Below are 17,359 nucleotides of genomic sequence, written 5' to 3'. Positions count from 1 at the left end.
CTTGAAGTGCAACTTGTCGTAAGCGCTTGGACGGTGACCGTCAGCTTGAATCGGGTAGGATGGCCCTTATCGTCGGGGCTAACTCGAAAAAACAAGGAAAACCGGGTTGAAACTCAGTGATATTGCCCAACTGGCCGGTGTGTCCGTGACCACCGCCAGTTATGTGATCAACGGCAAGGCCGAACAGCAACGCATCAGCAGCGCCACCGTCGAACGGGTGCGGGCGGTGGTCGAGGAACACGGCTTCACGCCCAACCCCCAGGCCGCCGGGCTGCGCAGCCGGCACACCCGGACCCTGGGCTTCATCCTGCCAGACCTGGAGAACCCCAGTTACGCCCGCATCGCCAAGTTGCTGGAACAAGGCGCACGGGCGCGGGGCTATCAGTTGCTGATCGCCAGTTCCGACGACGCGCCTGAGAGTGAACGGCAACTGTTGCAACTGTTCCGCGCCCGGCGCTGCGATGCACTGATCGTCGCCAGTTGCCTGCCGGCCGGCGACGATAGCTACCAGCAATTGCAGGCCAAGGGTATCCCAATCATCGCCATCGACCGGGTGATGGAACCGGCGCGCTTCTGCTCGGTGATCAGCGACGACCGCCAGGCCAGCCTGCACCTGACCCGCAGCCTGCTGGAGACCCACCCTCGGCAAATCGCCTTGATCAGCGCCCGTCCCGAGCTGAGCATCAGCCAGGAACGGGCCGCCGGCTTTCGCGAGGCCTTGGCCGGATTCGAGGGCCAGGTGTTGATCGAACATGGCGAGTCGTTCAGCCGTGAGTGCGGCCGCCAGTTGATGGATGAAATGCTCACGCGCCTGGGGCATCTGCCGGATGCGTTGATCACGACGTCCTACGTGCTGCTGCAAGGGGTGTTCGACGCCCTGCACGATTTCCCGCTCAAGGCGCGTCCGCTGCGCCTGGGCACATTCGGTGACACGCAGTTGCTGGATTTCCTGCCGCTGCCGGTCAATGCCATGTCCCAGCAACATCAATTGATCGCCGACAAGGCCCTGGAACTGGCCTTGGCGGCCATCGAAAACGATGATTACCAGCCAGGCGTGCAGGCCATCGCGCGGACGTTCAAGCAGCGGATCCACCAGGGCTGACGTTTCTTCAGGATTGATGCATGGAGTTGATCGACACCCACACCCACCTGGACTTTCCGGACTTTGACGCGGATCGCCCGGCCCTGCTGGCCGAAAGCCGTGCCTTGGGCGTGCGGCAAATGGTGGTACTGGGCGTGTACCGGGACAATTGGCAACGGGTCTGGGACCTGGTGCAAAACGACCCGGACCTGCATGCCGCCTTGGGCCTGCACCCGGTGTACCTCGATCAGCACCAACCCGACGACCTGGCGCTTTTGCGCGAATGGCTGGGTCGCCTGGCCGGGCACCGTCAATTGTGTGCCGTGGGGGAAATCGGCCTGGATTACTACATCCCCACCCTGGACCGCGAACGCCAGCAGGCGCTGTTTGAAGCACAGTTGCAACTGGCCGTGGAGTTCGGACTGCCGGCGCTGATCCACGTACGCCGCAGCCATGCCGACGTGATCGCGACCCTCAAGCGCATGGGGCCCAAACGCGCCGGGATCATCCACGCCTTCGCCGGCAGTTTTGAAGAGGCCCGCGAATACTTCAAGCTCGGCTTCAAGCTCGGCCTCGGCGGCGCCGCGACCTGGCCCCAGGCCCTGCGCATGCACCGGGTGCTGGCGAAACTGCCGCTGGAGGCGGTGGTGCTGGAAACCGACTCGCCGGACATGGCCCCGGCGATGTTTCCTGGCCAACGCAACAGCCCGGCGCATTTGCCGGCGATTTGCGAGGCATTGGCTGAAATCATGGGGATCAGCCCGGAGCGATTGGCCGAGGCCAGCACGACCAATGCCCGCGAACTATTCAACTGGTAAAAAAACCTGTGGGAGCGAGCTTGCTCGCGATGGCGGTGTATCAGCCAACATCTATGTCGGCTGACCTGACGCCATCGCGAGCAAGCTCGCTCCCACATTGGACCTGCGGTGAATCAGCGGCAATCACACCCGAAACGCATTGATCAACTGCTTGAGCTGCACCACCTGGGCGGACAACGCACGGCTGGCGTCTTCGGTCTGGTGAGCGCCTTCGGCGGTGCGTTCGCCGGCGCGGTTGATCTCGACGATGTTCTGGTCGATGTCATGGGCCACGGCCGTCTGCTGTTCCACAGCGGCGGCGATCTGCTGGTTCTGGTCGACGATCATGCCGACCGCACCGAGGATATTTTCCAAGGCCTGCTGGACCTTTTCCGACTGGCCGACGGTGCCACTGGCCATCTCGTGGCTAGTGCCCATCGCCTTGACGGCGGCACCGACACCGCCGTGCAGGCGGGTGATCATCGCTTCGATTTCTTCGGTCGATTGCTGGGTCCGCTTGGCCAGGGTCCGCACTTCGTCGGCCACCACCGCAAAACCACGCCCCTGCTCACCGGCCCGGGCGGCTTCGATGGCGGCATTGAGGGCCAGCAGGTTGGTCTGTTCGGCGATGCTCTTGATCACATCCAGCACGCGGCTGATGGCCTGGCTGTCGGTCGCCAGTTGATTGATCACCTGCACCGACTGGTCGATCTCGCTGGCCAAGCGGGCGATGCTGCCCTGCTGGGACTCCACCAGCCCGCGCCCGCTGAGGGTTTCGTCGTTCACGCTGTGGGCGCTGCTCACCGCGGCGGCGGCACTGCGGGCCACTTCCTGGGCCGTGGCCGACATCTGGTTCATCGCCGTGGCCACCAGTTCGATCTGGCTGCGCTGGCCGGCGACAGCCTGGTTGCTCCGGGCCGATACCGTTTCCACCTGCCCGGCCTGGCGTTCGACTTCCGCGACGGTGCGACCGACCTGTTCGATCAGGTCGTGGATCTTCGCCACCGTACCGTTGAACACTTCACCCAATTCGCCCAGTTCATCCTGGCTGCGGGCGACGAAATTGACCGTCATGTCCCCCGCCGCCACCTTGTCCATCATCTGGCCCAGGTGTTGGAGGGTGGTGCGGGTCGACGCGTAGAAGCCGGCGTACAGGTAAAAAATCAACAGGAACACCGCCACCAGTGCCACGGCTTGCAGCACCATATGGCTGCGATTCTGCTCCAGGCGCTGTTGCAACTGCACACCGAGAAAGTCCTGGGTCGCTTCGTTCAATTCATAGGTCTGCGCCATCAAGCCGCTGACCTGATCAAAGAATGCCGGCCACGGCGCATCGAGGGTGTCGGCCATCACCACCTGTTCCTCGATCAGTTCCGAGGCTTTTTTCAGGGTGCTTTTGCTGCCGTCGGCCTGGGTGGCAAGGGCTTGCCCAGCCGCTTTGCTGGAACCGAGGGCGTCCTGCAGTTTCAAGTCGTACTCACCCTGGAGCTTTTCGATCTGCCCCAGCAACTCATCGAAGCGGGTGCTCGACGCCGAATTGAGAAACCCCAGCCCCAACGAGGACGCACCCAGCGCCCGGCCTTCGCCGAGGATCTGGGTGACCTTGGGGGTGGTGCCGATGATCAGTTCGCTGAGCTGGCGGATGTCGCTCTGGTTGTCGCGGCTCAGCCCCGCCTGGCTGGCGATGATCTGGCTGAACATCTGGGCGCTGTTGAGCAATTTGCCGATCAGCGCACTTTTGCTCTGCAGGGAGCTTTCAGCTTGCTGGGCCTTGAAAGCGCCGATCATCTCGTCGCGCTTGGCCTCGAAGGCACTGACCTGCTCAGGCTCGATGGCCATGGCGGTCATGCCTTGCAGGCGCGTGAGGACCTGTTGTTCCAGGCTACCGATCTTCGCCTCCACATCACCGGCCTTGCCAGACTGGCCCAGGCTGGCATTGATCTGCACCAGGTTGTTGAGGGTTTCCAGGTCCCGGCGCAGGGCCAGGCTGCTGCCCAGCAGGTCGAGGCTTTGCAGCTCCACCTGGGTGCCCTGGAATTCCCGATAGGAATCACGCACCAGAAAGAAGTTGGTCACCAGCATTGGCAGCAGGAACAGCACGCTGATCAGGCTGAACTTCATGCCGAAGCTCAGGCGGTTCATCAGCGCGACGGCGGGCCAGAGCAAACTCTTCACAAGGAAGTCTCCCGGTAGTGTTCTTATTGTTATGAGCGCGCGCACGGAGACAGCAGAAAGCCACTATTCGGGCGCTGTCCCTGTATAGCCTAAATCGGCGGGGAGATTTGTAACTTAAGGTTAACGAGAGAGATGAACCACGAAAACACTGTGGTGAGGGAGCTTGCTCCCGCTGGCCTGCGAAGCAGGCCCCGGGGTTGCTCAGGCAGATCGCTTTGTCCGGGTTTGCGGCTGCTGCGCAGCCGAGCGGGAGCAAGCTCCCTCGCCACAAAAGCGCCTGGCTACAACCTTGCTTACGCTGATCAGGCCAACACCGTCCACAACGCGAACCCGGCATACCAGAGCACTGCCGCACGCAGCAGCAATTCCCATAGGCGATCCAGGCTGTTGATGCCGTCCGGCCCGGCGACGGGCTTGGGGATCTCGCCAGCCACCAGGCCAACCTTGTCGATAAGGTCGGCGGCGCTGATGTTCCAGTTCAACAGTTCATGCAGCATGACCCGGCTGACCGCAACGAAATTGCCCACCAGGGCGAAGCTCGCCGCCAGCAACCGCACCGGCACCCAATCGAAGGCATGGCGCATTTGCGCGGCCCGCTCGGCCACGCCGGGGTTCTGGCTGTGCTCGGCAGCCAGCGCCAGCAATCGATAGCTCAAGGCCGCGACCGGGCCCAACACGAAATACCAGAAAATCACCGCGAAAAAGCTCTGGTAGGCCTGCCACAACAAATGGCCCTGGACTCGCTCCAGTAACTGCTCACCGTCATCGGCTTCAATGTCCAGGTCGCGCTTGGCCACATGAGCCGCCGCTTGCAGGTCTTCCCGACGCCAGGCGTCGCGAAACGGCCCGAGGGCGGCCAGCAGATCACCGCGCCCCAGGCTATAAATCACCACCAGCAAGTGCACCGGCAGCGCCAGCAAGCCGTAGGCCACTGGCTCCAGTACCCACAAAAGCAACGCCAGCAGGGCCACGGGCAGCAGGACCATTGAGGTCAACACCAGCCAAGGCCGGTTGACCCACCGTGGGCTCGCCTCGAGTTTGTTCAGCTCGCGCAGCCAACCGCCGTCGCGCTGGACCCGCAGGCGCAAGGCCGAGAACTTCTCGATCCAGACGGCCAGCAGCAACACCAGAAAACTCATTGTCCTTCCCCTTCTGTCAGGGCCGCGCGATAGCGCGCCCAGTCGAATGCCGGTCCCGGATCGGTCTTGCGCCCTGGAGCGATGTCGCTGTGCCCGCAGATTCGCTGCACGGTGATCGCCCTGAACGCCGCTTGCAACTGCCGGGTCAGGTCCACCAATGCGACATATTGCGCGTCGGTGAATGGCAGATCATCCGTGCCCTCCAGCTCGATGCCCAGGGAAAAATCGTTACAGGTCTCCCGCCCCTCGAAGCACGAGACGCCCGCATGCCACGCGCGATCCAGACAAGAGACAAACTGGGTCACGCTGCCGTCACGTTCGATCAGGAAATGTGCGGAGACGCGCAAGTCGGCGATACCGGCAAAGTAGGGATGTTCCGTGACATCCAGACGATTCTGGAAGAATTCCTGCACCTTGCCCGTGGCGAATTGTGCCGGTGGCAGGCTGATGTTGTGGATCACCAGCAGGGAGATTTCGCCTTCCGGGCGCGCATTGAAGTTGGGCGACGGGCAATGACGCACCCCCTCGCACCAACCGCTCGCGGAGTCCAACTGCATACAGGTTCCTTCGATGACGACGGTGAGTGCCGTCAGTATGCCGTGATCGGGCCGGGCTGCGCGATCACTTGCCGCGATTGAGCTGGCGCAGATTGCCCAGCACCGACTCCAGCGCCCGGTCGAACAACAGGGTGTCGTCCAACAGCCGCGCCGCGCCCCGGCGGAACTCCAGGGCCAGGCTGGTGCGGCTGTGCTCCAGCACCTTGAGGCCAGTGCGATTGACGAAGACATATTTGCCGGTGGCCTCGATGATCGCCGCCAGCTTGCAACGCAGGGTATTATCATCGTCCTCCTGGAACTCGACCCAGCTCCCCAGGTGCAGTTGGTCGACCTGCAGCAGGCCGACGTCATCCGCCGGCAAATGCACCGCCACGCTCTCCCCCGCCGACTTTTGCGGCGCACGCAAAACAATTCTTTCCGACACCTCGACCATGGCCGGCGAATCGAGCGACTGGACCTGTTCCGTTGCCTGGCCCATGCGTTCGAGCGCCTGCACATGGAGGACTTCCAGCTCACTGAAAAACTCGCTGGTGGCGAATGGGTCGAACGCCGAACGGCTCAGGCCTTCACGCAGGGCCTTGAGCAGTTCCGGCACCATCGCCAGCAGACGCAGGCCGGCATCGGGCTCGTCGTGAGGCTGGACGCTCCAGATCAATTGCTCCAGGGTCAGGACGTCAGCCTGCCACTCGGCGGAATACTTGCCGTGCTTGAAACAGGTCAGCAACAACACCTGGCTCCAGGCCTGCTGCACGAACTCCACCACGGCTTGTGGCAAGACTTTGCCCAGCATCACCTGGTTCAGCGCCCCTTCGACACGCTGGCGCGCCAGTTCGGCCTTGGCCCGACCTTCTTCGGCGTCGCGGATACGCTGTTCAAGCAACTCGCTGCGGCGCCGCTCGTCACTGGTGAAGGCGAGGAAATCGGCGAGCAGTTCGGAGAAAATCGCCGGGTCATCGACGAAGTCATTCAGCAGGCGCTGAACGACCTGCTCGATGCGCAAGTACAGGCTGTCACGCTGATGATCGTCGCAATCGCCCCAACCCATGGCTGCGGCCGCGATTTCGTTGAGCAGTCGCCGGGCCGGATGGTTACCGCGGCTGAAAAAGCTCTTGTCCTGCACCGCGACCTTGAGCATCGGGATTTGCAGGCGACCGATCAGGGCCTTGAAGGAATCTGGCAGGTTATGGTCGTCGAGGATGAATTCGAACATCATCGAGATCAGGTTGATCACATCTTCATCAGCGCCGTCGACCACCCGGGACTTGCCACTCCTGACGCTGACCCGGGTCAGCAGTTGTTCGAGCTGGCTACGCAGGTCGAACTCGTCCTGCACGGCAGGCGCCGGCACGTATTGCTGCAAATGCGAGAGCAGCCGCAGCAGGTCACGGGTAGAAATTGGCTGGGGCGGCACACTGGGTTCCAGGGTCGGCGCCACGCTGCCACGCACTTGCATCAATAGCTTCTGCAAGGCGGCGAACACTTCCTGCACGCTGTCGTCGACTTCGGCATCGCTGGGTTTGGCGGCGATTTCGGCGTTGGGCCTGGGGTTATCCTCGGGGCGATCCGAGACCCGACGCGCCGGCGTCACCTTGAGTTCCGGCAGGATCCCCGTGGCCGCCAGCAACTGGTTGGCCTCGGTATAAAGTTGGTCGCACTCGCTGAGCACATAACGCTCGAACAGTTTGAGCAGGATCAGCTTGACCTTGATGCCCACGCCCAGGTTGCGCCCGGCCTGCAAGAACTTTTCGCTTAGCAGTGCCGGGCTCAGGGGATTGTGCTGATTGCCCAGCGGTCGAGCCAGCAGCACGCCGAGCCGGGCCGTCAGTTGCTCCAGCGCCACGCCATCGCGCCTGAGCACCCGAGCGACCATGGCCTCGACCGCCAACTGCCGCTCCAGGTCGTCTTGGGAGCGCTGGGGTTGACCGTCCGACGCCAGGGTAGGCGCCAAGGTGGCGTGGGTCAGGTCGTACTGGGCCAGGCTGACGAAGGTCTCGAAAAACTGCTCGATGAATTCCCGCTCGATGCTTTTGCGCTTCAGGCGCAGGTCCCGCATGGCCTCGAAGTACAAGTTCTGCTCGACGTCATCGCGCGCCCGGTCGGCCATTTCGAACAAGGTGTCGTCAGCGTTATCGAACAGCCCCTGCAAGCCCAGGCGCAACTGCTGGGCGGCCTTGTCGCGAACCTGAAGCAGAATCACAGGCAGGCGGGCGAGCGGCGAGCGAGTCGCCTGATCGGTAGACACCTTGTGCAAAGGCACTACATTCCCGTCGTTGTGCATCCTGGCCTCCTGAAACGGTTCTTCGGCTCATGACGTCAAAGCCATGGCGTCAATCGAAAGGCGGATTATGGGTAAAAGAACCCCGCCGCACCAGCGGTACTCTGTGACGCAGCTCGAAATACGGCGCAACTAGTGACCGAGGAAATGAGGAAATGTTGCGAGGTCGCGACCAAATGCAGGTTTCGACACCCTATAATCCAGGCCACTTTGTTTGTGGAGCCCGTTATGCCGAATCTACGCCTCGCCGACCTGACCGCCGAAATCGAAGCCAACGTGCGCCGCGCGTTGCTTGAAGACGTCGGCAGCGGCGACATCACCGCGCAACTGATCCCCGCCGAACGCCTGGCCAAGGCCACCATCATCACCCGCGATGCGGCGATCATCAGTGGCACGGCCTGGGTCGATGCCGTGTTCCGGCAGCTGGATCCGCGTGTCGCGGTGCATTGGCAAGTGCGCGATGGCGACCGGGTCAGCCCCGACCAGGTGCTGTTCCATCTGGAAGGCCCGGCCCGCTCGTTGCTGACCGGCGAACGCAGCGCGCTGAACTTCCTGCAGATGCTGTCGGGCGTCGCCACCCGGGCCCGCTACCTGGCCGACTTTGTCGCCGGCACCCAAGTCAAGCTGCTGGACACCCGCAAGACCCTGCCCGGGCTGCGCCTGGCCCAGAAATACGCAGTCACCTGCGGCGGCTGCCATAACCACCGCATCGGCCTGTACGATGCCTTCCTGATCAAGGAAAACCACATCGCCGCTTGCGGCGGGATCGCCCAGGCCATCGCCGCCGCCCATAAGATCGCACCGGGCAAACCGGTGGAAGTCGAAGTGGAAAGCCTGGCGGAATTGAAAGAAGCGCTGGCGGCCGGTGCCGACATCATCATGCTCGACGAACTGAGCCTGGACGACATGCGCGAAGCCGTACGCCTCAATGGCGGCAAAGCGAAACTGGAAGCCAGCGGCGGGATCAACGAAAGCACGTTGCGCCCGATAGCCGAGACGGGAGTGGACTACATCTCGATCGGTGCGATGACCAAGGATGTGAAGGCGGTGGATCTGTCGATGCGGCTGAGCCTCTGACAGGCTGACGCCGGGTAATCAGGAACAAAGATAGTCCGTGGCGAGGGCGCTTGCTCCCGCTGGGCCGCGAAGCGGCCCCCTCTTTTGGGGCTGCTGCGCAACCCAGCGGGAGCAAGCTCCCTCGCCACAGTGTCGCTTTTACCGCGTGCTTTCAGACCACCAGATTATTCATCTCGCAGTATTCATCCCATTCCACACCCAACACCTCGGCCGCTTCCTTGTGCAATGCAAGGCGCTGCACCTCGAATTCTTCAGGCGTGCTGGTGTACTTGAGCGTCAACTCCCAGGGTTGCAGCCCCTGGGCTTCGGCCTCGTCCTCGAATGCCCATTGGATCTGGTCTTTCTGATCGTCGGCGGACAAGTCCTTGATCTCTTCCCGCAGTTGCGGCGTTTCTTTCAAGTACTTTTCCAGGGCTTCTTCGTGTCTGGCTTCTTGACTCAATTCTTTAACGGTCATGGCGTTCTCGCTGATCTGGGAATGGAAGATGGATCTGGATCATCAAGGATCTCTCTGACGCAGGAAGCCGTTGGAAGCCCGGTTCACCTGGCCTTCAGAACCATTCGTGGATCATCTGAAAACTGCTGGGCGGTGCTCATGCAGGCAGTGAATATAGGATGTTTTGCCAACGATTTACACGGCTCTTTACATCTATCCCACAAAAAACCATGTGCATACGAAGCCAAGGGGACTAGGGAACATCTGTCAGAATAACCAGTCATAGCAATGTGCCATTCCGGCACTTCACAAGGAACCCCAGTGATGCGCAGCTTTTCGAAACGTTCGTCGACCCGTCTTGCTACCGCGACCTTGCTGCTCGGCAGCCTGATCTTGGCCGGCGTTGCCCAAGCGGCGGTTGAAGTCTCCTCCGATGGTCCCTCTGACCACGACGCCATTCCTGCACTTCATTACAACCAATTCGATAAGTACGTACTCGTAAAGACCAACGTCAGCGCCAGCGCCTTGGAAAACCTGCCAAAAACCGTAAAGAACAATGCCGACGAACTGGAAAACCAGAAACGCACCCTCAGCGAGCAGGCCCGCCAGATCGAAGAACTCAAGCGCAACAGCGGCTCCAGCTCCACCTCCAGCAGCAAGGAGATCGACGAGCTCAAGCGCACCATCAAGGAACAGGAAAGCGATCTGAAGGATCTTGGCAAGCAGGTGGAAGAACTCAAGCGCAATAGCGGCTCCAGTTCGAGCTCGAGCAACAGCGAGATTTCGTCCCTGAAACGGGAACTCAGCGATCAGGACAACGAGATGGACCAGCTCAAGCGCACGGTCGAGGAGCTGAGCAGGAAGGTGAAATAACGAGGGAAAATCTTGCCCGAGACAGGAATCGAACCTGCGACCTTCGCGTTACGAGTGCGCTGCTCTACCGACTGAGCTACACGGGCGGTGGCTAAAACTAGCACCGTCCCCCGTAGCCAGGCAACCTGCCTGGCGTCGGTTTTTCACCACACAGCAAAACGCCCCGAACCAGTCGGGGCGTTTGCTTGTTCAGCGGTTAGACGACGGGGTGATTAAACGCCCGATGCCTTGGCTGCCGCGACGTCCTTGATGGACAGCTTGATACGGCCGCGGTTGTCCACGTCCAGTACCAACACTTCCACTTCCTGGCCTTCCTTCAGGATGTCGGTCACTTTCTCGACGCGAGCATCGCTCAGCATGGAGATGTGAACCAGACCGTCCTTGCCCGGCAGGATGTTGACGAACGCGCCGAAGTCGACGATGCGCTCAACCTTGCCGACGTAGATCTTGCCGATCTCGGCTTCCGCGGTGATGCCCAGGACGCGCTGGCGTGCTGCTTCTGCCGCTTCCTTGGTTTCGCCGAAGATCTTGATCGAACCGTCGTCTTCGATGTCGATCGAAGCCTTGGTTTCTTCGCAGATCGCACGGATGGTCGCGCCGCCTTTACCGATGACGTCACGGATTTTGTCGGTGTCGATTTTCATCGCGATCATGGTCGGAGCATTTTCCGACAGCTCGGTACGGGACTGACCGATGATCTGGTTCATCTGGCCGAGGATGTTCAGGCGCGCTTCCAGGGCTTGGCCCAGGGCGATTTCCATGATCTCTTCGGTGATGCCCTTGATCTTGATGTCCATCTGCAGTGCGGTGACGCCTTTGGCGGTACCGGCCACTTTGAAGTCCATGTCGCCCAGGTGGTCTTCGTCACCCAGGATGTCGGTCAGGACGGCGAACTTCTCGCCTTCTTTAACCAGACCCATGGCGATACCGGCCACCGGTGCCTTCATCGGCACACCAGCGTCCATCAGGGCCAGGGAAGCGCCGCAGACCGAAGCCATCGAGCTCGAACCGTTGGATTCGGTGATTTCCGACACCACGCGAATGGTGTACGGGAACACGTCAGCGGCCGGCAGCATGGCCTGGACCGAACGACGGGCCAGACGGCCGTGACCGATTTCGCGACGACCGGCGCCACCCATGCGACCGCACTCGCCCACCGAGAACGGAGGGAAGTTGTAGTGCAACATGAACGGGTCTTTCTTTTCGCCTTCCAAGGTGTCCAGCAGTTGCGCGTCACGGGCGGTGCCCAGTGTTGCAACGACCAGCGCCTGGGTCTCGCCACGGGTGAACAGTGCCGAACCGTGGGTCTTTGGCAGGACGCCGACTTCGATGTTCAGCGGACGTACGGTGCGGGTGTCGCGACCGTCGATACGCGGCTTGCCGTTGACGATGTTTTCGCGAACGGTGCGGTATTCGATTTCACCAAAAGCAGCCTTGACGTCGCTGGCCGATGGCTGGCCTTCTTCGCCGGAGAACTTGGCGACAACCTGGTCTTTCAGTTCGCCCAGGCGTGCGTAGCGGTCGGCCTTGATGGTGATGGTGTAGGCCTGGGAGATCGCGTCGCCGAACTCGGCACGGATCGCGCCCAGCAGCTCGGTGGCTTCTGGCTGTGGCGCCCAGGTCCAGGTTGGCTTGGCAGCTTCGGCGGCCAGTTCCTTGACGGCGTTGATCACCACCTGGAACTCGTCGTGGGCGAACAGCACGGCGCCCAGCATCTGGTCTTCGGTCAGCTCTTTAGCTTCGGATTCAACCATCAGCACGGCTTCGGAAGTACCGGCCACGACCATGTCCAGGCTCGACGCCTTCAACTGCTCGTAAGTCGGGTTCAGCAGGTAGCCGGTGCTTTCGTGGAACGCAACGCGGGCAGCGCCGATCGGGCCATCGAAAGGAATGCCGGAGATGGCCAGGGCAGCCGAGGTGCCGATCATCGCAGCGATGTCCGGATCGGTTTTCTTGCTGGTGGACACGACGGTGCAGACAACCTGCACTTCGTTCATGAAACCTTCTGGGAACAGCGGACGGATCGGACGGTCGATCAGTCGGGAAGTCAGGGTTTCCTTCTCGGAAGGACGGCCTTCGCGCTTGAAGAAACCGCCAGGGATCTTACCGGCAGCGTAAGTCTTTTCCTGGTAGTGAACAGACAGAGGGAAGAAGCCCTTGCCTGGATCGGCTTGCTTGGCACCGACAACGGTCACCAATACGCTGACGTCGTCGTCAACGGTGACCAGCACTGCGCCGGAGGCCTGACGGGCGATACGGCCAGTCTCGAGGGTAACGGTCGACTGACCGAACTGGAATTTTTTGATTACCGGGTTCACGGTGTCCTACCTTCTTTGTGGCTCTTGGGGAACTTGTCTTCTTGCGAAATTCTTGGGCAATGACGGGAATCGGCCCGACGCCTGTCCAGGGTAAAACGTGTATCCAGATAAAACTTGAGGCTGGGAGCCTGCCATGCGCCAGCGGGAACCCCACTGACGTACGACAGACCACCAACCTCTAGCGCAATCGCTGATTAGCGACGCAGACCCAGGCGAGCGATCAGAGCGCTGTAACGGCTCACGTCCTTGCCTTTCAGGTAGTCCAGCAGCTTGCGACGCTGGTTTACCATGCGGATCAGACCACGACGGGAGTGGTGATCTTTACCGTTGGCCTTGAAGTGACCTTGCAGTTTGTTGATGTTGGCGGTCAGCAGTGCAACTTGCACTTCTGGCGAACCAGTGTCACCAACAGCTTGCTGGTAGTCAGCTACGATTTGAGCTTTTTCTTGAACGTCGAGAGCCATGAGGCAATCCTTTTAGTCAGGAAACTGTTCCGAGGAACAGCTTCAACAGGCCAGGGACAAATCCCTGTATCTATAAATGAGTAGTGACCGTGCCTGTTAACAGCCACACTCGCCAACCCGCTGTTACGCAGGCTGGTTCCGGTCATTCCGACCGAATCAGTCGACGCGGCGCAATGCGCCCGTCTTCGCTCACTTCACCGATACCGATGAAGCGACCGTTGTGATCCTGTACCCGGACCATGCCGAACTTCGGCGCATCCGGGGCGCGTACCGGCTGGCCGTTGAGCCAGTAGAACGCGCTGTGTTCCGAGAACTGCAAGAGCGGCCAATCCAGCAGGCCGCTGTCCGATGGCATCAGGAAACGGTCGACCGCTTCGTTGCCGCCTTCGGCATGCACCGCTTCAAGCTCTTCCAGCGTGACCGTCTGGGCCAACGTGAAAGGCCCGGCCTGGGTCCGTCGCAATTCTGCCACGTATGCGCCACAGCCGAGCTGCTCGCCAATATCCTCCACCAGGGTCCGGATATAGGTGCCCTTGCTGCAATCCACGGCCAGCCGCGCAGTATTACCGTCAAAGGCCAGCAATTCCAAGCGCGCAATAGTAACAGAACGCGGTTCGCGCTCCACTACTTCGCCTGCACGGGCCAGTTTATACAACGGCTGTCCATCGCGCTTCAAAGCGGAGTACATCGGCGGTATCTGACTGATTTGCCCGCGAAATTTCGGCAACACCGCTTCGACATCCGCCTGACCAACGGTCACCGGGCGTTCCAGCAAAACCTCACCTTCGGCGTCCGCCGTGGTGGTGGTCTTGCCCAGTTGCGCCAGGGTTTCGTAACCCTTGTCGGAATCGAGCAGGTACTGGGAGAACTTGGTCGCCTCGCCAAAGCACAGTGGCAGCACGCCAGTGGCCAGCGGATCGAGGCTACCGGTGTGCCCGGCCTTTTCGGCATTGAGCAGCCAGCGGACCTTTTGCAAGGCCGCGTTGGAGGTGAACCCCAGCGGCTTGTCGAGCAGGATGATACCGCTGACATTACGACGGATACGTTTGACCTGAGCCACCGATTACTCCTTGGTGTCTTCAGGTTCAGCCGCAGCCGGATGCTGGCTGTCTTCCGCCACGGCGCGTTCGATCAGTGCCGACAGATGCGCACCCCGGACGACGCTTTCGTCGTAATGGAAGTGTAACTGCGGGACGCTGCGCAGCTTCATCTCCCGAGCCAGCTGCATACGCAGGAAGCCGGCGGCCGAGTTGAGCACCTTGATGCTCTGGGCGATTTCTTCGGCGCTGTCCTGGCCCATCACGGTGATGAAAATCTTGGCGTGACCGACGTCACGGCTGACTTCCACTGCGGTGATGGTGACCAGGCCGACGCGCGGGTCTTTGACTTCGCGACGGATCAGTTGGGCCAGCTCGCGCTGCATCTGATCGCCGATTCGTTGGGTACGGCTGTATTCTTTTGCCATGTCTTGTTACCTGTTACTGCCCCACGGTGAAACCCGTGAGGTCTGAAAGCGGCAAACGCCCGGCCTGGCAAAAGCCAGACCGGGCGTTGCGTTTAGAGTCCGCCAGCAAGGCAGCGCATGTTCATGCGGCTGCCCGGCGCGGCTCTTGAAGTGCGCGAGTTAGAGGCTGCGAGCAACCTGGACCTTCTCGAAGACTTCGATCTTGTCGCCAACCTTGACGTCGTTGTAGCTCTTGACGCCAATACCGCATTCCATGCCGGCACGCACTTCGGAAGCGTCATCCTTGAAGCGACGCAGGGATTCCAGCTCGCCTTCGAAGATCACGATGTCTTCACGCAGTACACGGATCGGACGGTTACGGTGAACGACACCTTCGATCACCATGCAACCGGCGATGGCACCGAACTTCGGCGAACGGAACACGTCGCGAACTTCGGCCACGCCCAGGATGTTCTCCCGGACGTCGCTGCCCAGCATACCGGTCAACGCTTTCTTGACGTCTTCGATGATGTCGTAGATCACGTTGTAGTAACGCATATCCAGGCCTTCCTGCTCGACGATCTTGCGAGCGCCGGCATCGGCACGCACGTTGAAGCCGAACAGTACAGCGTTGGAAGCCAGTGCCAGGTTGGCGTCGGACTCGGTGATACCACCGACACCGCCACCGACCACACGTACTTGCACTTCGTCGTTACCCAGGCCATTCAAGGCGCCGTTCAACGCTTCCAGGGAACCACGGACGTCGGATTTGAGGACGATGTTGAGCGTCTTCTTCTCTTCCTGGCCCATGTTCTCGAAGATGTTTTCCAGCTTGCCGGCGTGAGCGCGAGCCAGTTTGACTTCGCGGAACTTGCCTTGACGGAACAGAGCCACTTCACGGGCTTTCTTCTCGTCAGCCACAACGCTCATCTCGTCGCCAGCGTCCGGGGTACCGTCCAGGCCGAGGATCTCGACCGGGATAGCCGGACCGGCTTCCTTGATAGGCTTGCCGTTCTCGTCGAGCATGGCGCGCACGCGGCCATAGTTCGAGCCGACCAGCACCATGTCGCCTTGACGCAGCGTACCGTCCTGGACCAGGACCGTTGCAACCGGGCCACGGCCCTTGTCGAGGCGCGATTCAACCACAACACCACGGCCAGGTGCCGAAGGCGTAGCGGTCAGTTCGAGAACCTCGGCCTGCAGCAGAACGGCTTCGAGCAGTTCGTCAACGCCGGTACCCATCTTCGCCGAGACCGGAACGAATGGAGTGTCGCCACCCCACTCTTCGGAGGTCACGCCGTGGACCGACAGTTCGCTGCGGATGCGATCGAGATCGGCGCCCGGCTTGTCGATCTTGTTCACCGCAACCACCAGCGGCACGCCAGCAGCCTTGGCATGCTGAACGGCTTCGATGGTTTGTGGCATCACACCGTCATCCGCTGCTACCACCAGGATCACGATGTCGGTCGCCTTGGCACCACGGGCACGCATCGCGGTAAACGCGGCGTGACCCGGGGTGTCGAGGAACGTCACCATGCCGCGGTCGGTTTCAACGTGGTACGCACCGATGTGCTGGGTAATACCACCCGCTTCACCGGCCGCCACCTTGGCGCGACGAATGTAGTCGAGCAGGGACGTTTTACCGTGGTCGACGTGGCCCATGACGGTCACGACCGGAGCACGGGAAACCGCCTCACCTTCGAACTTCAGGGACTCGGCCAGGGAATCTTCCAGGGCGGTGTCGCTAACCAAGGTCACTTTGTGGCCCAGCTCTTCAGCAACCAGTTGGGCAGTTTCCTGGTCCAGTACCTGGTTGATGGTGGCTGGCGTACCCAGCTTGAACATGAACTTGATGATTTCAGCAGCCTTGACCGACATCTGCTGGGCCAGATCGCCCACAGTGATGGTCTCGCCGATCTTCACTTCACGCACGACAGGGCCGGTAGGGCTCTGGAAACCGTGGGCGTTGCGTTTCTTCAGCTTGGCCTTGCCGCGACCGCCACGACGGAAGCCGTCGCTTTCTTCGTCGGTGGTACGTGGCGCAACACGAGGTGCTGGCGCCTTTTCCTTGACCGAAGCACGATGAGGCGCGTTCTTGCGCTCACCGTCGCCGCTGCCACGACGGTTGTCGTCGGCACGTGGCTTGTCCGGACGACGCTGTTCGTCGCGCTTGCGAGTGTCGGCTGGAGCCGGGGCAGCAGCCACGACTGGCGCCGCTTCGCGCACAGGTTCGGCGGCCGGGGCAACAGCCTCGACGGCTTCTACCGGAGCGGTCTGCGCAGCAGCAGGCTGGCGGCGCGCTTCTTCTTCGGCGCGACGCTTGGCTTCTTCTTCAGCCTTCTGGCGAGCAGCATTTTCTACTGCGCGACGTTCTTCCTGTTCGCGTTTGCGCTCGGCTTCGATTTCTTCCGGGCTGCGCTGTACGAAGACTTTCTTCTTGCGTACTTCAACGCTGATGCTTTTGCTACCGGCAACACGCAGGGTGCTGGTGGTTTTACGCTGCAGAGTGATCTTGCGCGGTTCTTCCACTTTTGCCTTGTGACTGCTCTTCAAGTGAGTCAGCAGGGACTGCTTTTCACTGTCGGTCACATGTTCCTCGGCGGCGGTGTGCGGCAGACCTGCCTCACGCATCTGCTGCAACAGGCGCTCTACCGGTGTTTTGACCTCATCGGCCAGTTGTTTCACCGTGACTTGCGTCATGCACTTCTCTCCTCAGGCCGCGC

At 61.1% G+C, this 17,359-nt stretch carries 14 protein-coding genes, 1 tRNA gene and 1 pseudogene; 4 read left to right on the top strand and 12 right to left on the bottom strand.

From position 1 onward, the window contains the following. Positions 1-106 precede the first annotated feature (106 nt). Together cra and ACLH0I_RS05120 are read left to right on the top strand one after the other, a co-directional pair. Positions 107-1,102 (top strand): catabolite repressor/activator, encoded by a 996-nt coding sequence (gene cra / locus ACLH0I_RS05125; protein ID WP_411386475.1) that lies wholly within the window; start codon positions 107-109, stop codon positions 1,100-1,102. 20 nt (positions 1,103-1,122) lie between these two features. Next, positions 1,123-1,899 (top strand): TatD family hydrolase, encoded by a 777-nt coding sequence (locus ACLH0I_RS05120; protein ID WP_411386474.1) that lies wholly within the window; start codon positions 1,123-1,125, stop codon positions 1,897-1,899. Between the two features lie 123 nt (positions 1,900-2,022). Here the strand turns inward: ACLH0I_RS05120 and ACLH0I_RS05115 are convergent, their stop codons facing one another. The 5 genes and pseudogenes from ACLH0I_RS05115 to ACLH0I_RS05095 all read right to left on the bottom strand — a co-directional run bounded on the left by ACLH0I_RS05115 (position 2,023) and on the right by ACLH0I_RS05095 (position 8,027). After that, on the bottom strand, positions 2,023-2,727 hold the full coding sequence (locus ACLH0I_RS05115; protein ID WP_411387461.1) for a methyl-accepting chemotaxis protein: 705 nt from the start codon (positions 2,725-2,727) through the stop codon (positions 2,023-2,025). A 153-nt stretch (positions 2,728-2,880) separates the two neighbouring features. Then, a pseudogene (locus tag ACLH0I_RS05110) lies at positions 2,881-3,084 on the bottom strand (HAMP domain-containing protein); the annotation flags it as partial. A gap of 1,271 nt (positions 3,085-4,355) precedes the next feature. Beyond that, on the bottom strand, positions 4,356-5,192 hold the full coding sequence (gene ampE / locus ACLH0I_RS05105) for a regulatory signaling modulator protein AmpE (RefSeq protein WP_411386473.1): 837 nt from the start codon (positions 5,190-5,192) through the stop codon (positions 4,356-4,358). Continuing rightward, positions 5,189-5,749, bottom strand: coding sequence for a 1,6-anhydro-N-acetylmuramyl-L-alanine amidase AmpD (ampD, locus tag ACLH0I_RS05100; protein ID WP_186729519.1), 561 nt, complete (start codon positions 5,747-5,749; stop codon positions 5,189-5,191). Before ampD ends, ampE begins: the two co-directional genes overlap by 4 nt. A gap of 64 nt (positions 5,750-5,813) precedes the next feature. Then, a complete protein-coding gene (locus ACLH0I_RS05095; RefSeq protein ID WP_411386472.1) occupies positions 5,814-8,027 on the bottom strand; it encodes a DUF1631 domain-containing protein in 2,214 nt (737 codons plus the stop codon). A gap of 225 nt (positions 8,028-8,252) precedes the next feature. Between ACLH0I_RS05095 and nadC the strand changes: the two genes are divergently transcribed. Continuing rightward, positions 8,253-9,101, top strand: a complete 849-nt coding sequence (gene nadC / locus ACLH0I_RS05090; protein WP_250964030.1) for a carboxylating nicotinate-nucleotide diphosphorylase — start codon at positions 8,253-8,255, stop codon at positions 9,099-9,101. Between the two features lie 151 nt (positions 9,102-9,252). Here the strand turns inward: nadC and ACLH0I_RS05085 are convergent, their stop codons facing one another. Then, the gene (locus tag ACLH0I_RS05085) at positions 9,253-9,558 is read right to left on the bottom strand and encodes a DUF6388 family protein (protein ID WP_250964029.1); all 306 of its coding nucleotides are present in this window, start codon (positions 9,556-9,558) and stop codon (positions 9,253-9,255) included. Positions 9,559-9,861: 303 nt separating this feature from the next. Between ACLH0I_RS05085 and ACLH0I_RS05080 the strand changes: the two genes are divergently transcribed. Continuing rightward, a complete protein-coding gene (locus ACLH0I_RS05080; RefSeq protein ID WP_411386471.1) occupies positions 9,862-10,410 on the top strand; it encodes a hypothetical protein in 549 nt (182 codons plus the stop codon). Positions 10,411-10,423: 13 nt separating this feature from the next. On the opposite strand, the gene ACLH0I_RS05075 is transcribed toward ACLH0I_RS05080, so the two are convergent. The 6 genes from ACLH0I_RS05075 to infB form a co-directional block, all read right to left on the bottom strand. Next, positions 10,424-10,496, bottom strand: a tRNA-Thr gene (locus ACLH0I_RS05075). A 126-nt stretch (positions 10,497-10,622) separates the two neighbouring features. Further along, the gene (pnp, locus tag ACLH0I_RS05070) at positions 10,623-12,728 is read right to left on the bottom strand and encodes a polyribonucleotide nucleotidyltransferase (RefSeq protein ID WP_030139794.1); all 2,106 of its coding nucleotides are present in this window, start codon (positions 12,726-12,728) and stop codon (positions 10,623-10,625) included. 194 nt (positions 12,729-12,922) lie between these two features. Further along, positions 12,923-13,192: a 30S ribosomal protein S15 gene (rpsO, locus tag ACLH0I_RS05065; RefSeq protein ID WP_011332409.1), complete on the bottom strand. Its 270-nt coding sequence runs from the start codon at positions 13,190-13,192 to the stop codon at positions 12,923-12,925. A 142-nt stretch (positions 13,193-13,334) separates the two neighbouring features. After that, positions 13,335-14,252 carry a tRNA pseudouridine(55) synthase TruB gene (gene truB / locus ACLH0I_RS05060; protein WP_030139793.1) on the bottom strand — a complete coding sequence of 306 codons (918 nt, stop codon included), beginning with the start codon at positions 14,250-14,252 and terminating at the stop codon, positions 13,335-13,337. Between the two features lie 3 nt (positions 14,253-14,255). Then, positions 14,256-14,657, bottom strand: a complete 402-nt coding sequence (gene rbfA / locus ACLH0I_RS05055) for a 30S ribosome-binding factor RbfA (RefSeq protein WP_181287552.1) — start codon at positions 14,655-14,657, stop codon at positions 14,256-14,258. 159 nt (positions 14,658-14,816) lie between these two features. After that, positions 14,817-17,336, bottom strand: a complete 2,520-nt coding sequence (gene infB, locus ACLH0I_RS05050; protein ID WP_186705986.1) for a translation initiation factor IF-2 — start codon at positions 17,334-17,336, stop codon at positions 14,817-14,819. Between the last annotated feature and the right edge of the window lie 23 nt (positions 17,337-17,359).

It is taken from the genome of Pseudomonas sp. MPB03, from assembly GCF_046605385.1.
GTDB lineage: Bacteria > Pseudomonadota > Gammaproteobacteria > Pseudomonadales > Pseudomonadaceae > Aquipseudomonas > Aquipseudomonas zanjanensis.
This window is presented reverse-complemented; position numbering and strand designations above follow the sequence as displayed.

Excerpts from the sequence above, each read along its gene's own strand:
- infB (WP_186705986.1), bottom strand. The coding sequence starts at position 17,336 with ATGACGCAAGTCACGGTGAAACAACTGGCCGATGAGGTCAAAACACCG.
- rbfA (WP_181287552.1), bottom strand. The coding sequence starts at position 14,657 with ATGGCAAAAGAATACAGCCGTACCCAACGAATCGGCGATCAGATGCAG.
- rpsO (WP_011332409.1), bottom strand. The coding sequence starts at position 13,192 with ATGGCTCTCGACGTTCAAGAAAAAGCTCAAATCGTAGCTGACTACCAG.
- ACLH0I_RS05120 (WP_411386474.1), top strand. The coding sequence starts at position 1,123 with ATGGAGTTGATCGACACCCACACCCACCTGGACTTTCCGGACTTTGAC.
- ampE (WP_411386473.1), bottom strand. The coding sequence starts at position 5,192 with ATGAGTTTTCTGGTGTTGCTGCTGGCCGTCTGGATCGAGAAGTTCTCG.
- ampD (WP_186729519.1), bottom strand. The coding sequence starts at position 5,749 with ATGCAGTTGGACTCCGCGAGCGGTTGGTGCGAGGGGGTGCGTCATTGC.
- nadC (WP_250964030.1), top strand. The coding sequence starts at position 8,253 with ATGCCGAATCTACGCCTCGCCGACCTGACCGCCGAAATCGAAGCCAAC.
- ACLH0I_RS05095 (WP_411386472.1), bottom strand. The coding sequence starts at position 8,027 with ATGCACAACGACGGGAATGTAGTGCCTTTGCACAAGGTGTCTACCGAT.
- ACLH0I_RS05080 (WP_411386471.1), top strand. The coding sequence starts at position 9,862 with ATGCGCAGCTTTTCGAAACGTTCGTCGACCCGTCTTGCTACCGCGACC.
- ACLH0I_RS05085 (WP_250964029.1), bottom strand. The coding sequence starts at position 9,558 with ATGACCGTTAAAGAATTGAGTCAAGAAGCCAGACACGAAGAAGCCCTG.
- ACLH0I_RS05115 (WP_411387461.1), bottom strand. The coding sequence starts at position 2,727 with ATGTCGGCCACGGCCCAGGAAGTGGCCCGCAGTGCCGCCGCCGCGGTG.